Source organism: Clostridium sp. 2218st1_F5_2218SCRN_220325 (assembly GCF_039062665.1).
Classification (GTDB): Bacteria; Bacillota; Clostridia; order Peptostreptococcales; family Peptostreptococcaceae; genus Intestinibacter.
The window spans coordinates 82,054-95,604 of the sequence record NZ_JBCLNH010000008.1 but is presented as its reverse complement, the minus strand read 5'-3'; the positions used below and the strand labels follow the sequence as shown (position 1 = coordinate 95,604).

The 13,551-nt window shown below is 27.1% G+C and carries 13 protein-coding genes; 12 read left to right on the top strand and 1 reads right to left on the bottom strand.

Annotation, left to right across the window (positions count from 1 at the left end):
• Nucleotides 1-162: 162 nt before the first annotated feature.
• The 6 genes from ABCM86_RS06715 to ABCM86_RS06690 all read left to right on the top strand — a co-directional run bounded on the left by ABCM86_RS06715 (nt 163) and on the right by ABCM86_RS06690 (nt 4,642).
• Complete coding sequence (locus tag ABCM86_RS06715) at nt 163-633, top strand: sigma-70 family RNA polymerase sigma factor (RefSeq protein ID WP_295762333.1); 471 nt, start codon at nt 163-165, stop codon at nt 631-633.
• Between the two features lie 26 nt (nt 634-659).
• Nucleotides 660-1,193, top strand: coding sequence for a zf-HC2 domain-containing protein (locus ABCM86_RS06710; protein WP_343003725.1), 534 nt, complete (start codon nt 660-662; stop codon nt 1,191-1,193).
• A 12-nt stretch (nt 1,194-1,205) separates the two neighbouring features.
• A complete protein-coding gene (locus ABCM86_RS06705) occupies nt 1,206-1,928 on the top strand; it encodes a hypothetical protein (protein WP_343003724.1) in 723 nt (240 codons plus the stop codon).
• A gap of 42 nt (nt 1,929-1,970) precedes the next feature.
• Nucleotides 1,971-2,888: a ketopantoate reductase family protein gene (locus ABCM86_RS06700; RefSeq protein ID WP_343003723.1), complete on the top strand. Its 918-nt coding sequence runs from the start codon at nt 1,971-1,973 to the stop codon at nt 2,886-2,888.
• Nucleotides 2,889-2,967: 79 nt separating this feature from the next.
• Nucleotides 2,968-3,486, top strand: coding sequence for a superoxide dismutase family protein (locus tag ABCM86_RS06695; RefSeq protein ID WP_343003722.1), 519 nt, complete (start codon nt 2,968-2,970; stop codon nt 3,484-3,486).
• A 181-nt stretch (nt 3,487-3,667) separates the two neighbouring features.
• Entirely contained in the window at nt 3,668-4,642 is a 975-nt protein-coding gene (locus tag ABCM86_RS06690; RefSeq protein WP_343003721.1) for a type II CAAX endopeptidase family protein, read from the top strand.
• 51 nt (nt 4,643-4,693) lie between these two features.
• On the opposite strand, the gene ABCM86_RS06685 is transcribed toward ABCM86_RS06690, so the two are convergent.
• The gene (locus tag ABCM86_RS06685) at nt 4,694-6,466 is read right to left on the bottom strand and encodes an NFACT RNA binding domain-containing protein (RefSeq protein WP_343003720.1); all 1,773 of its coding nucleotides are present in this window, start codon (nt 6,464-6,466) and stop codon (nt 4,694-4,696) included.
• 486 nt (nt 6,467-6,952) lie between these two features.
• Between ABCM86_RS06685 and dapF the strand changes: the two genes are divergently transcribed.
• The 6 genes from dapF (at nt 6,953) to priA (ending at nt 13,533) form a co-directional block, all read left to right on the top strand.
• On the top strand, nt 6,953-7,786 hold the full coding sequence (gene dapF, locus ABCM86_RS06680; RefSeq protein ID WP_295733091.1) for a diaminopimelate epimerase: 834 nt from the start codon (nt 6,953-6,955) through the stop codon (nt 7,784-7,786).
• Nucleotide 7,787: 1 nt separating this feature from the next.
• Nucleotides 7,788-8,669, top strand: coding sequence for a YicC/YloC family endoribonuclease (locus ABCM86_RS06675; protein WP_295675298.1), 882 nt, complete (start codon nt 7,788-7,790; stop codon nt 8,667-8,669).
• Between the two features lie 35 nt (nt 8,670-8,704).
• Nucleotides 8,705-9,328 carry a guanylate kinase gene (gene gmk, locus ABCM86_RS06670; protein ID WP_195929557.1) on the top strand — a complete coding sequence of 208 codons (624 nt, stop codon included), beginning with the start codon at nt 8,705-8,707 and terminating at the stop codon, nt 9,326-9,328.
• A gap of 1 nt (nt 9,329) precedes the next feature.
• Nucleotides 9,330-9,605, top strand: coding sequence for a DNA-directed RNA polymerase subunit omega (rpoZ, locus tag ABCM86_RS06665; protein WP_195929558.1), 276 nt, complete (start codon nt 9,330-9,332; stop codon nt 9,603-9,605).
• 47 nt (nt 9,606-9,652) lie between these two features.
• A complete protein-coding gene (gene coaBC, locus ABCM86_RS06660; RefSeq protein WP_295675300.1) occupies nt 9,653-10,864 on the top strand; it encodes a bifunctional phosphopantothenoylcysteine decarboxylase/phosphopantothenate--cysteine ligase CoaBC in 1,212 nt (403 codons plus the stop codon).
• Between the two features lie 101 nt (nt 10,865-10,965).
• Nucleotides 10,966-13,533 (top strand): primosomal protein N', encoded by a 2,568-nt coding sequence (gene priA / locus ABCM86_RS06655; RefSeq protein WP_343003719.1) that lies wholly within the window; start codon nt 10,966-10,968, stop codon nt 13,531-13,533.
• The last annotated feature ends 18 nt before the right edge of the window (nt 13,534-13,551 follow it).

The window sequence follows — 13,551 nt, the reverse complement described above, 5'->3', positions numbered from 1 at the left end:
AGTATTAATTTAAGATAATTACCTTTTCATATATCAATACTTGTAAAAATAATTTTTCACTCAAAAATTTTGAAAAAAATTTAAAAATAATGTAACGAAATGTATATTTTATTATACTACTATATGAAACACAAATTTCTAGCTAGAAAGATAGGGGGATAAATGAAGCAAATTGAAAAGTTATACGATTTATATTCCAAAGATGTATATAGATTTATTTATTCACTTAGTTTTGATGAAGAAGTTGCAAAAGATATTATGCAAACAACATTTTTGGAGTGTATAAAGAGTATAAAAAACTTTAAAGGCAATTGTAGCGAAAAAACATGGTTATTATCTATATCAAAAAATCAATATTATACATATTTAAAAAAACATCCTAAAACACAATCGATTTATGAAAGTGATTTTGATGAGGTTGAGGAGTTCACACAAGATGATATGTATAAATACCGTGAGATATTAAAAGTTATAAACAGCCTAAAAGAGCCACAAAGACAGATAATGATACTTAGGCTTATAAATGATTTAACGTTTAAGGAGATAGGAAAAATTTTGGGTAAAAGTGAGAATTACTGTAGAGTTAATTTTTTTAGAGAAAAGAAAAAAATAGTGAAACGGTTTAAAGATTAAAAAATATAGCAAAAGCAGGTGATAAAATGAGTAAATTAAAATGCAATATTAGTGAAGATTTAATGCCACTTTATATAGAAGATATTTTAAGTGAAGAAAGTAAAAAAGATATGGAGTTGCATCTAGAAGAATGTGAAAATTGTAAAAAAATTTATAACGAGTTAAAAGAAGATGTAAATTTAGAATATGAAAAAAATATTGATTTAAAAGAAGATGAATACGAAAATTTAAAAACAGATACATTAGATTCTATTAAAAATTATTTAAACAAAATAAAGTATATTTTAATAATATTTTCAATGGCTGTATCTGTTGGAATAAGTATATTAGGAAATGGATTTTTAAGCACAATACCATGGATTATAATAATACCTTTTTTACTTGGACTTTTATATAAAGAAAATATTTTTATAATATCTACAGCACTTATTTTTAATATATTATTTAATATTATTTTACAAAAATCAGATTATATAATTTTTAATAGTATATTTATTTTATTGTGGACAGCTGTAGGGTTATTTTTAGCAAGTAGTATAAAAAATTTAAAAACAAATTAGTGAGGTTAGAATATGAAATATATAAAATTAATTATAGCAGTTTTTTTAAGTGGAATTGCGATATATTTTTATAGCGGATTTTTTGGAAATCCAATTGAATATATAAAAGCAAAATACGCATTTGAAGATTATATAGATAAAAATTATAATGGAAAACTTGAAATAGAATCTATTTCGTTTGATTTTAAAAGGGGAGGTTTTTTTGCACAAGTTGGGGACGGTAATTATAAAACTAAGTCATATTTAGATTACTACTATGATCGTAGTATAGGAGATGGATATTACCAAGATACAATTACTAATATGCAAGATGAGATTAATAATTATATATCTTATAATATCGAAAAAGAAACAGGGATAAAAAGATATTATATGATATTAGAACCAACAATTAATATTAAACAATATAAATATAAAGTAAATGATTTTTATAGCGGAGAAGAACCGATAGATTTAACCTTAAACCTTGGATACACATATGATTTTTATGAAAAAAAAGCAAAAAATAGTAAAAAAGATAAATTTCCATATAAAAATAAAGATGAATTTTCAAAAGATGCTTATAAAATAGTAAAAACTCTTAAAAAAATAAATTATGATTTCAGCAATATAAAAATTTATTCTTTTAAAGCAGATGGAAATAATGCATATGAGGTTAATATAAAAGATTTAAATAGTATAAAATCAGAAGCTGATTTAAATGAAATAATAAAAAATGTAGATTACAGCAAATAATAAGGATAAAATAATATTATATAAATAAAAGGGGGTGCCTACATGCAAATTAAAAATGTAGCTATAATAGGGGCAGGTGCAATAGGAGGAGTATATGCATATTCTCTACATAAACTTTTAGATTATAATTTCGCTTTTATAGCAAATGGAAAGAGAAAAGAAAGATTAGAAAAAGAAGGGCTATATTTAAATGGAGAACAATTTTATCCAAAGGTAGTATCTTCAGATGAGGATATAACTTTTGATTTAATAATAATAAGTGTAAAAAATTATCAACTTCAAAGTGCTATAGAAGATATAAAAGATTTAGTACATAAAAATACTATAATACTTCCATTATTAAATGGTATAGTTGCAAAAGATATACTGCAAGATGCTTTTAAAGATAATCAAGTTTTATATGGACTTGTTATAAAGATAGATGCTGTAAAAATAGGAAATAAAATAACTCAAACAAACAGCGCAATAATACAATTTGGAGATGCGAATAATAAAGAAATGAGCGAGGGAGTGCTTGCTGTAAAAAATCTATTAAATGATGCAAAAATAAACAATCAAGTATTTGAAGATATGATAAAGACAGTTTGGACAAAGTGGATGCTAAATATAGGATTAAATCAAGTTTCTGCTATATCAGCAGCTACATATGGAGTGATTAAGAATACGCCAGAGCTTTTAACTTTAGTAGATAAAGCAATGAAAGAAGTTATGAATGTATCACAAGTTTGTGATATAAACTTAGGAGATAGAAATTGGCAGAGTGTTCAAGATGTAATAAATACACTTAGCGGCGATGGCAAGACATCTTTATTACAAGATGTTGAAAATAAAAGAAAAACAGAAATTGAATACTTTTCGGGGACGCTTATTAAACTAGCAAAAGAGCACAATATAGAAGTTCCAGTAAATGAAGTTTTATATAATTTCATAAAGGCCAAAGAAAAATCTTATACAAAATAGATATATTGAAAAATATGAGTAAGAAACTTTTTAAACCTTATACATATAATAAATATAAAAGTTTTAAAGGAGAGAAAAGATGGATAACTCATGTCAACAATATAATTTAAATCAGCTTTTTGCACCTTATGATCCACAAAGACCGGCAGCATATGCGAGAATAAGAGGTGGGAAATTAGCACCTTGTATAGACGGAAATGTATTTTTTTATCAATTAGAAGGCGGGGTTTATATAAAAGCTTATATAACTGGTATACCAGATTCTAATAAAAATGGTCAACTAACTAGATTTCACGGATTTCATATCCATGAAAATGGTGACTGCCAAGTAGGAACAGAATATAATCCTTTCCCAAATACAGGCAGCCATTTTAATCCATCAGAAGAGAAACATCCATTTCATGCAGGGGATTTGCCTCCAATATTAGCAAGTGATGGAATAGGAATATTATCTGTATACACTTCTTATTTTACTGTAGCAGATATAATAAATAAATCAGTAGTACTTCACGAAAATTATGACGATTTTACAACACAACCTTCTGGAAATTCTGGGGCAAAAATAGCTTGTGGTAGAATACTACCTTATAATTATTAAAATAAAATTAAAAAGAAAATCTAATTCAGAAAAAATACTTATCTTATAATAAGTCTGAAATAGGTTTTCTTTATTTTTTAGAAAATTACTAATATAAATTTTAATTAAAAAGAATCATTACCTAAGCTATATTTAATAATATTGTAATATAAAAATAGTATATAATTATAAAAAGAGAGGAGTGATTGTTATTAATAATTTAAATTATGTATTGTTGAGATTAGGAGTACTTTTATTAATATTAATAGGAATATTTATATTTGTTACATTGTCGATTGTAATTTTTGCAAAAAAATTTAATTGTGAGGAAAAAGTATTTAATGGAAGAATTTTTTCTTTTTTAGGCAACAGAAAAGAGTTTAAGGAAGGCATAAAGCCTAGCATAACAGATGGGGCATTGATTTATACAATATCATTAATAGCCCTTATATATATAGGTAGCTTTATGCAATTATACTGGGGAACTATAGGACTTATAGCTACTGAAGTTATGATTTTATTAATACCAGTACTTTACGCAATTTATATAAAAGCAGATATAAAAAATACTTTTAGTTTAAGAATGATAAAAATAAGATATATTTTAGGAAGTATTATAGTATGGTTTGGTGGATATTTAATAATAAATATAACGACACAAATCTTGCTTTCGTTATTTCCAGAAGGGGCGGATGTATTACAAGCTGTAAATAGCAGTGTTATGATGGATTCGTTTATCGCAAGTTTAGTTGTAGTTGCTTTAATTCCTGCAATATGTGAAGAAGTTTTATTTAGAGGTTTTTTACTTAGCTCATTTAAAGGGAAAAGTAAAAAGTCAAAAATTTGGGCTATTATAATAGTAGGAATATTATTTGGCATAATGCATCTAAACTTTATAAGAATAGTTCCAACAGCAATGCTAGGAATATTATTTGCATACTCTGCATTAGCAACAAAATCAATTTGGACTAGTGTATTTATGCACTTCTTAAATAATGGATTTTCTGTATGTGTATTATACTTAAATGAAAATTATCTACATATACCACTAGATACACCAGTTAATTATACAATGCCACAACTATCATCAATAATAATGACAGTGTTAATAGGAGGGGCATTTATATATCTAGGAAGTTTATGCTTTAAAAATAAAAAAGATATTATAGAAGCTTAAAGTATATAATTAAAAAGGAAACTACAGTAAATAAACTGAGTTTCCTTTTTTTTAAACTTCTCTTAATTTTGATACAATTTCTTCTTCTGGTGTTACATATATAGTGTTATTTGTTTCATAAATAACCATTCCTGGTTTTGAACCGCTTGGTTTTTTAACATGTTTTTTCATAGTATAGTCTACAGGCACTTGTGAAGACATACGTCCTTTACTAAAGTATGCTGCAAGCATAGCTCCTTCAAGCAATGTATTATCCGGAACCTCGACTCCTGCACATTTTATGATAACATGAGAGCCTGGAATATTTTTTGTATGCATCCATATATCTTCAGGATCTGCAATTCTTAAAGTAAGGTAGTCGTTTTGCTTGTTGTTTTTACCTACTAAAATTGTAAATCCATCAGATGATATAAATTTATTCGGCTTAGTAGTTAAATCCATTTCCTTTTTAGCCTTAAATTTACGAGGTGCTCTCGCATACCCAAGTTTTATTAATTCTTCTTTTATATCTTCTAAATCTTCAAGATTTTCACAGTTTTCAATACTTAAAAGGACGTTTTCTAAATATTCTATTTCGTCTTTACTTATAGCCATTTGCTCAGTAAGTTCTTTTTTAGCAGTTTTTAGCTTGTTGTATTTTTTAAAGTATTTTTGAGTATTTTCTGATGGCGTAAGGTTTTCATTTAATTCAATTGTCATCTTAGCCATGTTTTCATCATAGAAGTTATCCACTTCTATGCTCTTCATACCTTTTTGTATCATATATATATATGCAGTTAGAAGTTCGCCTTTTACTTTATATATATCAGCATTATCAGCTTGTTTAAGTTCTTTTTGTTGTTTCTTTTGTTTATTATAAAGTCTATCTAATTTTATAGATATACTTTTTCTAAGGTCAGAAGTCTTTTGATGAACTCTATCTTTAAAATCTTTTGTGATGTAGTAGTCTTCTACTATTTTTGAGATACTTTCATCATGTATAAATTTAAATCCTTCATAGAAAGTTAGATCAATACAATTAAAGTCTACAACTTTATCTACTTTTTCATTTATTATCATACAAGGATTAAATTCGTTGTTTTTAACTTTAGTAAATATATCTGAGAATGTTCTGTATAAGTCAGCAAGTTCATCTCTAGATAAGTCTTCACCTTTAGCAGCAAATTTTATATTTGATCTATAACATATTTCTTTTGCAACAGTAGAACTTATTCCTAAAAATTTGCTGTAAATTGCTTTAGAAATAGGACCATCAAATTCTCTTAAAGTATTTATAAAAGATTTGATAGAACAACCTTTTACAGGGTCTATTTTATCTTGTGCAGGAGGAAGAGTATAAGTCATAGTAGGTAGAATTTGACGTGCTCTACTCACACTAGGCGGAACTCTTTTTATTGAATCTATTATAGTTGAATCTTTATCATGAGTTAGAATTATATTACTATGTCTACCCATTATTTCAACATATATATTTTTAGTACTTTTATCTTTTAATTCATCATAAGACTCAATACTTATTTTTATAATTCTTTCAAAACCAACTTGAGTTATATCAGTTATTATACCTCCTTGAAGATGTTTTCTAAGCAACATACAAAACATAGGTGCTTTTAGAGGATTTTCTTTATTATATTTATTAGCTATATAAACTCTAGGATTTGATGAACTAGAACTAAGAACAACTTTGAAGTTTTCTCTGTTATTTCTTACATAAAGAAGTATTTCATCATTTTCTGGTTGATGAACTCTATCTATTTTACCGCCAACTAATTTCGAATTTAATTCATGGGCGATTGAATTTACAACTAAACCATCTAATGCCATAGTTTCTCCTTTCATTGTTAGATAATATTCAGTTTTCTATACTACAATATATCTCAATCTATAATTATTATCTAAGTCTTTTTTAATTATGTTATTTACATAATAATTATATACATATGAATTGATATTTACTAGACTTGTTTTACTTATTTATTTAAATAAGATAAAATAAATATAGATATAAAGATAAAAAATCTAACTGCATATATACTTTAATTTGGAATTATATGAAAGCTTTAGATACTAAAAATTATAAATAAATTGATTATTATGTAGCATGATTGGAAAAAAATATAGATAGGATATTTAAATTTTTATTATTAATTTTATATTATCAAAGATGATTTAATTATTAAAAAAAGAATATATTAAATAAGAAGTTATATGTAAATATTGGCAAAGGACTAGATAAAATTTCCTAAATATTTATTTTTAAATAAAAATAAGGTATAATTATATGTTAGAAAATATCAAAGGGGAATTAAAATGAGATTTTGGAAATTACATGGAATAGGAAATGATTTTGTTGCAATAGATGGAAGAGAAGACAATATAGATAATAATGATTATGGAGATTATGCAAGACGTGCATGTCATAGAAAATTTTCTGTGGGGGCAGATGGTCTATTAGTAGTAAAAAACTCAGATATTGCAGATATTGAGATGGTATATTATAACTCTGATGGTTCTAGAGCTGCTATGTGTGGCAATGGGCTTAGATGTTTTGTAAAATTTGTTTATGATAATAAAATAATAGAAAAAGACGAGTTTGATGTATATACATTAGATGGCATTAAAAGAGTTAAATTAAATTTAAAAGATAACGAAATACAAACTATTAAAGTAAATATGGGCAAAGGAAGCTTTTTAGCTAAAGATGTTCCTGTAAATACAGAAATAGATAAATTTATAGAACAAAAAATAAACGTACTTGATAGAGAATATACAGTTTCATCAATACTTATGGGCGTTCCACATACAATTGTTTTTGTAGATGAGCTAAATATGGATGAAGTTTGTAAATATGGAGCAGAAATAGAAAATCACGAGATGTTTCCACAAAAAACTAATGTAAATTTTGTACAAATAATAGACGATAAAAATATATTAGTAAAAACTTTTGAAAGAGGATGTGGATATACATTTGGATGCGGAACAGGAATGACAGCCTCAGTAATGGTGAGTAACTATCTTGGAAAAGTAGGAAAAAGTGTAAATGTAACTTCTGAAGGAGGAAGTGTACAAATCGATTTAGAAGATGGATTTGCATATATGACAGGTCCAGCTGTGAAAATATGTGAAGGAAACTTGGAGGTATAATATGGCAATTAGTATGACCGGATTTGGAAGAGGAGAAGTAAAAAACGACAACTATCAATTTTTAGTAGAATGTAAAACTATTAACCATAGATATTGTGATATAAATATGCGTCTTCCAAGAAAAATCAACTTTTTAGAAGATAAAGCTAGAAATTTTATAAAAGATTTTGTAAAAAGAGGTAGAGTTGATTTATATGTAAAGCTTGACTTAATAGGCTCAGAGGATGTAAACTTAAAATTCGATGATAATTTAGCAGACCAATATATAAATATATTGCAAACTATTAGAGATAAATATACTTTAGCAGATGATATATCTGTTATGAATGTTGCAAAATTTCCAGATATAATAAAAACTGAGGAAAAAGAAGAAGACGAAGATGAAATGTGGGCTATGTTCAAAGAAGCTTTAGAAATAGCTCTAAATAAACTAGTCGATATGAGACAACAAGAAGGTAAAAAATTAGAAGAAGATACTCTACGAAGATGTGATATATTATCTGGTTATATAAATGAAATAGAAAGATTGTCTGATACAGTAGTTGCTGATTATAGAGATAAATTAAATACAAGAATAAAAGAACTATTAGAAAATCCAAACGAAATAGACGAAAATAGAATGGCACAAGAAGTAGCTATATATGCAGATAAAAGTTCTATAACTGAGGAAATAGTTAGATTTAATTCTCATATAACTCAACTTAAAAATACAGTAGTAAAAGATGATTCAGTTGGTAGAAAAATGGATTTTCTTATCCAAGAAATGAACAGAGAAATAAATACTATGGGATCTAAATCTTCTGATATAAATATCACTAACTTAGTAGTTGAAGTTAAAAGTGAGCTTGAAAAAATCAGAGAGCAAATTCAAAATATAGAATAGTATTTACATAGCAAAATAGAAAGGGAGATATAATAATGATTAAGAAAAAAGGATTATTATTAGTTATTTCTGGTCCATCAGGAGCAGGCAAGGGAACTGTCTGCAAAGAACTATTAGAAAGAAATCCTGAGTTTAAACTTTCAGTATCAGCTACTACTAGAGCTCCTAGAGAAGGTGAAGTAGATGGAGAAAGTTATTTCTTCTTAACAAAAGAAAAATTCAGCGAGATGATAGGACAAGGTGGGTTTTTAGAATACGCACAAATTTATAGTAACTTCTATGGAACACCAAAAGGGCCTGTAATGAAGTACTTAGAAGAAGGTAGTGACGTTATTTTAGAAATCGAAATGCAAGGTGCTAGACAAGTAAAAGAAATGTACCCAGAAGCTGTACTTATATTTGTTTTACCTCCTTCGCTTGAAGAATTAAGAAATAGACTTACAACTAGAGGTACGGAAACTGAAGAGCAAGTAAACGAAAGACTTAGTACTTCTCTTGAAGAGATAAAACAAGTAAAAGATTATAACTACTTTATATTTAATGAAAATAATAAAACGACAGAATCTGCAAAAATTATAGAAGATATAATAGTTGCAGAAAAAAATAAAGCTAGCAGATATGAAAAAGCAATAATTAAAAAGTTTGAGGAGGAATTATAAAATGGTAAAACCATCAATAAACGACGTATTAGAAAAAATAAGTAACAGATATTATTTAGTTGGGACTGTAGCTAAGAGAGCTAGAGAAATAGTAGACGGTTCTGAATTATATGTAGAAAACAAACAAGGTGAAAATAAACCAGTTTGTTTAGCAACTGAAGAAGTAGCAGAAGGAAAAATAACTTACAGATTATTAACTCCAGAAGAAATAGAACAAAAAGAATTAGAACATCATTTAGAACAAGAAAAACAACAAAAAGAATTAGAACAAGACTAATTTCAAATAAATTTTAAAATCCCTATAGAATTAACAAGGAGAAAAGTATGCTAAAAGGAAAAACTGTTGTAATAGGAGTAAGTGGCGGAATTGCAGTATATAAAGTTTGTGATGTAGTAAGCAGATTAAAAAAATTAAATGCCAATGTACATGTTATTATGACAAAAGGTGCATGTGAATTTGTAGCTCCCCTTACTTTCCAAACAATGAGTCAAAATTATGTAGTGAGCGATATGTTCCAAGACCCAAAAACATGGGATGTAGAACATATATCACTTGCAAAAAGAGCTGATTTATTTTTAGTTGCTCCAGCAACTGCAAATGTAATTGGGAAAATAGCATGTGGAATTTGTGACGATATGCTTACAACTACAGTAGCTGCTACAAAAGCAAAGGTACTTATAGCTCCAGCTATGAATACTAATATGTATGAAAATCCAATCATACAAAGAAATATATCTACATTAAAAGAATATGGATATAATTTTGTTGAACCAGCAAGTGGTAGACTTGCTTGTGGGGATATTGGAAGTGGAAAACTTGCTTCACCAGAAGATATAGTTGAAGGTGTAGTAAATCTACTTAAATATGAGCAAGATTTAGTAGGTAAAAAAATAATGATAACTGCAGGCCCAACTATGGAAAGTTTAGACCCTGTAAGATATCTTACAAATAGATCAACTGGAAAAATGGGTTATGCTATAGCTAAAGTCGCAGCAGCTAGAGGTGCTGAAGTTACTTTAGTATCAGGTAAAACAGACATTAAACCACCATCGAATTTAAAGAAATTTATAAGTGTATCATCAGCAGAAGATATGTATCAAGCTGTTATATCTAATTTAGATGAAAATGATGCAGTTATAAAAAGTGCCGCTGTTGCAGACTATAAACCAAAAACATACAGCGATAATAAAATAAAGAAAAAAGATGGAGATTTAGTTATAGAACTAGATAGAAATAAGGATATTGCCTACGAAATCGGAAAAATTAAAAATGACAAGATATTAGTAGGATTTGCAGCAGAGACAAACGACATAATCGAAAATGCAAAAGCTAAGATTGCTAAAAAGAATATGGACTTTATAGTTGCAAATAACTTAAAAGAAAGTGGAGCTGGATTTGGAACTGATACAAACATCGTAAGTATCATAGAAAAAGACGGCAGCATGAAAGAATATCCTATGATGACTAAGGAAGAAGTTGCGTCAGTAATTTTAGACAAAATTAAAACTTTACTAGACAATAAGTCTTCTCTTTAAAAGGACTAATTAATTATATAAATTTTAATAGACTATAAAGAGGAAATCATATGATTTCCTCTTTTAGTAATGAAGATAAATGAAAGGAGTGCGAGAATAAAATGTATGTAAAAGTAATAGTTAAAAATAACAGTCAATATACAGACAACCTATTTACGTATAAAGTGCCAGAATTTTTACAAGATGAAATATGCTTGGGGCATAGAATTCTTGTACCCTTTGGAAAAGGAAACAAACCTATAGAAGCATATGTATTCAGAATAATGCATAACAATGATGAAAAAGTAGAGACAAAATATATCTATGATATTTTGGACGAAAGACCAATATTAAAAAGAGAAGATTTAGAGCTTATTCATTGGATGAAAAATAGATACTTATGCACATATATGGATTGTATAAATTTAATAATTCCTAAAGGATATAAACTAAATAATTATAAATTAATAACGCTACACCCATCACTTAAAGGTATTGATGCATATGAATTATACGATTTAAGTGAACAGCTAAGTGATAACAAGAAATTTGTATTTCAAAAGGTTTTAGACAATAAAGGAAGTATAAAACTAGATAAATTAGTTGAAAAGAAAATAGAGTATTCTACACAAGTTGCAGAAGATGAAGAATTATACAACATAAAAGATAAAAAGACTTTAAAAAGAAAAGTTGCTGACAATTTAAATAGTCTTTTATATAAAATGAAAGAAGAATCACTAATAGATTTAAAATGGGAATACAAAAGCATAAAAAATGAAATAAAAATATGTTATGTGTCATTAAAAATGAATTATGTGGATATGATGTTTTATATAAAAGAAAATAAAATAAGACTTGGCGAAAAGCAAAAACAAATTTTAGAGTTCTTAAAAAATAACGAATATGTAGAGATTAATGATTTAATTGAATTATTAAAAGCATCAAAATCTAGTATAAATTCTTTAAAAGAAAAAAACTTAGTTGAATTTAAATACGAAGATTTTTACAGAAAATCAAAATCAAACTTTAATTATCAAAATAAGGATGTAGTTTTAAACGAAGAACAAAATCATGCTATAGAAAAAATAACATCAGAGATGTTCAATCAAGAGAAAAAGCCTTATATGATACATGGGGTAACAGGAAGTGGAAAGACAGAAGTTTATATGGAAATTATAGATTATGCACTAAAGCAAGGACTTGACAGTATAGTTTTAGTTCCAGAAATATCTTTAACACCACAGACTATAGCTAGATTTAAAAATAGATTTAAAGATATCGTAGGAGTATTTCACAGTAGATTATCTGAAGGTGAAAAACACGATGTATTTAGAGAAATAAAAAAGGGTAATATCAGGATTTTAATAGGAGCAAGATCTGCTATATTTGCACCATTTAATAGTTTAGGTGTAGTTATAGTAGATGAGTTTCATGAGAGCTCTTATAAATCAGATAAAAATCCAAAGTTCTCAACTCTAGAAGTAGGAAGATACTTAGTAAATAAAAGAGATATAACTTTAGTATTAGGTTCTGCTACACCATCTATAGAAGAGTACTACAGAGCGAAAAGTGGCGAATACGAGCTTATTGAGCTTAAAAAGAGAGCCAATAATAAACCTCTTCCAAAAATTGAAGTAGTAGATATGAAAGAAGAACTTAAATATGGAAATAGAAGCTTTTTAAGTAATAGATTGAGACTACAAATTGAAGAAGAAATAAAAAACAACAACCAAGTTATTTTATTTTTAAATAGAAGAGGATATTCAAGTTTTGTTTCATGTAGAGAATGTGGATATGTCTTTAAATGTAAACACTGTGATATCTCACTTACCTACCACAAAAAACAAAATATAGGTAAATGCCATTATTGCGGGTATGAAGAAGTTATACCACAAAAATGTCCAGAGTGCGAAAGCAAATACGTAAAGGCATTTGGACTAGGTACAGAAAAAATCGAAGAAGAGATAAAACAAATATTTGAAGGTGTAAGAGTTTTAAGACTTGATAAAGATACTACTTCACAAAAACACGAACTTGAAAATATATTAAATAAATTCCAAAATAGAGAAGCTGATATACTTATAGGGACGCAGATGATAAGTAAGGGTCTTGACTTTAATCATGTAACATTAGTAGGAATATTATCGGCAGACATGATGTTAAATTTCCCTGATTTTAAGAGCTTTGAAAATACATTCCAACTTGTGACACAAGTTTCGGGAAGGGCAGGGCGTTCTGAAAAAGAAGGAAAAGTAATACTTCAAACTTATGACAGTCAAAGCAGTGTTATAAAGAGAATAGTCGACTATGACTTTGAAGGATTTTACGAAGATGAAATAAAAATTAGAAAACTATTTAATTATACACCATTTAATAATATGCTCAGTGTAGTTATAAGTGGAAAAAATGAACTTATGGTAAAGAAAAATATAACAACTCTTTATAACAATATAGTTTATTTACTAAAAGAGCGTGGAATACAAGATTTTGAATTTATTTTAGGTCCAAATCCATGTTCAATATCAAAAATAAATTCAAATTATAGATGGCAAATATTATTTAAAGATGATAATATTGAAATTAATTTATTAAAGGGTATAATAAAATATATATGTATAACTAAAAGAGATGTTGTATTCGACAAAGAGGTTAACATATCAATAGATATTAATCCAAATAGTATTTTATAATTTATAAAATTTAATGGA